The sequence below is a fragment of the Stenotrophomonas sp. X genome (assembly GCF_055721025.1).
In genome coordinates this window covers 362,501-365,000 of sequence record NZ_CM146756.1, presented here as the reverse complement: position 1 = coordinate 365,000, position 2,500 = coordinate 362,501, and the positions used below count along the sequence as shown (strand labels likewise).

The 2,500-nt window shown below is 53.9% G+C and carries 2 rRNA genes (1 of these 2 only partly in view); both read right to left on the bottom strand.

The features are described 5' to 3' along the window. Positions 1–260: 260 nt before the first annotated feature. Positions 261–375 (bottom strand): 5S ribosomal RNA (gene rrf / locus ACZ75I_RS01615). Positions 376–500: 125 nt separating this feature from the next. Further along, positions 501–2,500 (bottom strand): 23S ribosomal RNA (locus ACZ75I_RS01610) (it continues 880 nt past the right edge of the window).

The following is a 2,500-nucleotide window of genomic DNA, read 5'->3' as shown; positions in this document are numbered from 1 at the left end:
GGCTTTTCTGCTTCGTCAACACCTTTTTTCAAGGCCGTCTCACCGGAGTGGACGTTGTTGCCGATGCTGCTTCGTCGTTGGACCCGAGGGTCTTTCGTCGTTGCGAGCCGCCTATTATGGCAGGCCTTTCAGCTTTGTCAACAACTTGTTGAAGTAACTTGAAGCTCTTCGTGAAGTTGTTGCTGCAAGTCCAAGTAAAACCAGGTGCCTGCAAAAAAAGGAAAACCCCGCTGCGTCAGCAGCGGGGTTTTGGGTGTAAACCCTGGCGATGACCTACTCTCGCATGGCTTGAGCCACACTACCATCGGCGCAGCTGCGTTTCACTTCCGAGTTCGGGATGGGATCGGGTGGTTCCACAGCGCTAATTTCACCAGGGAGGCTTTTGGAGCGTCGCACTCGTCCCTGGGGACAAGGCGCCAGCCTCGCATAGTTCTTGTGACGTAGCGTGCACTTGGATGCTCTTACGACGCTGTCGTAAAGCCAAGGCAACTTGAGGTTATATGGTCAAGCCGCACGGATCATTAGTATCAGTTAGCTCAATACATTGCTGTACTTACACACCTGACCTATCAACCACGTAGTCTACATGGTTCCTTCAGGGGGCTTGTGCCCCGGGAGATCTCATCTTGAGGCGCGCTTCCCGCTTAGATGCTTTCAGCGGTTATCGCTTCCGAACATAGCTACCCGGCAATGCCACTGGCGTGACAACCGGAACACCAGAGGTTCGTCCACTCCGGTCCTCTCGTACTAGGAGCAGCCCCTCTCAAATCTCCAACGCCCATGGCAGATAGGGACCGAACTGTCTCACGACGTTCTGAACCCAGCTCGCGTACCACTTTAAATGGCGAACAGCCATACCCTTGGGACCGACTACAGCCCCAGGATGTGATGAGCCGACATCGAGGTGCCAAACACCGCCGTCGATATGAACTCTTGGGCGGTATCAGCCTGTTATCCCCGGAGTACCTTTTATCCGTTGAGCGATGGCCCTTCCATACAGAACCACCGGATCACTAAGTCCTAGTTTCCTACCTGCTTGATCCGTCGATCTTGCAGTCAAGCACGCTTATGCCTTTGCACACAGTGCGCGATGTCCGACCGCGCTGAGCGTACCTTCGAGCTCCTCCGTTACTCTTTAGGAGGAGACCGCCCCAGTCAAACTACCCACCATACACGGTCCCCGACCCAGATAATGGGCCCAGGTTAGAACGTCAAGCACGACAGGGTGGTATTTCAAGGATGGCTCCACCACAGCTAGCGCCATGGTTTCATAGCCTCCCACCTATCCTACACAGACGAACTCAACGTTCAGTGTAAAGCTATAGTAAAGGTTCACGGGGTCTTTCCGTCTTGCCACGGGAACGCTGCATCTTCACAGCGATTTCAATTTCACTGAGTCTCGGGTGGAGACAGCGCCGCTGTCGTTACGCCATTCGTGCAGGTCGGAACTTACCCGACAAGGAATTTCGCTACCTTAGGACCGTTATAGTTACGGCCGCCGTTTACTGGGGCTTCGATCAAGAGCTTCGCCTTGCGGCTGACCCCATCAATTAACCTTCCAGCACCGGGCAGGCGTCACACCCTATACGTCCACTTTCGTGTTTGCAGAGTGCTGTGTTTTTGATAAACAGTCGCAGCGGCCTGGTTACTGCGACCCTCTTCAGCTATAGCTCGCACGAGCCACCAAAAAGGGTGCACCTTCTCCCGAAGTTACGGTGCCATGTTGCCTAGTTCCTTCACCCGAGTTCTCTCAAGCGCCTGAGAATTCTCATCCTACCCACCTGTGTCGGTTTACGGTACGGTCTGCGTAAGCTGAAGCTTAGGAGCTTTTCCTGGAAGCGTGGTATCAGTGACTTTGCCATAAAGGCTCGTCTCGGTGCTCGGTCTTAGAGGATCCCGGATTTGCCAAAGATCCAAACCTACCGCCTTTCCCCAGGACAACCAACGCCTGGTACACCTAACCTTCTCCGTCCCTCCATCGCACTTACGCGAGGTGCAGGAATATTAACCTGCTTCCCATCGACTACGACTTTCGTCCTCGCCTTAGGGGCCGACTCACCCTGCGCCGATTAACGTTGCGCAAGGAAACCTTGGGCTTTCGGCGTGCGGGTTTTTCACCCGCATTATCGTTACTCATGTCAGCATTCGCACTTCCGATACCTCCAGCAGACTTCTCAATCCACCTTCAACGGCTTACGGAACGCTCCTCTACCGCGCATAACAAAGTTATGCACCCCAAGCTTCGGTTCTGTGCTTAGCCCCGTTAAATCTTCCCCGCAGACCGACTCGACCAGTGAGCTATTACGCTTTCTTTAAAGGGTGGCTGCTTCTAAGCCAACCTCCTGGCTGTCTGTGCCTTTCCACATGGTTTTCCACTTAGCACAAAATTTGGGACCTTAGCTGTGGGTCTGGGTTGTTTCCCTTTTCACGACGGACGTTAGCACCCGCCGTGTGTCTCCCATACAGTCCGTCTCGGTATTCGGAGTTTGCAATGGTTTGG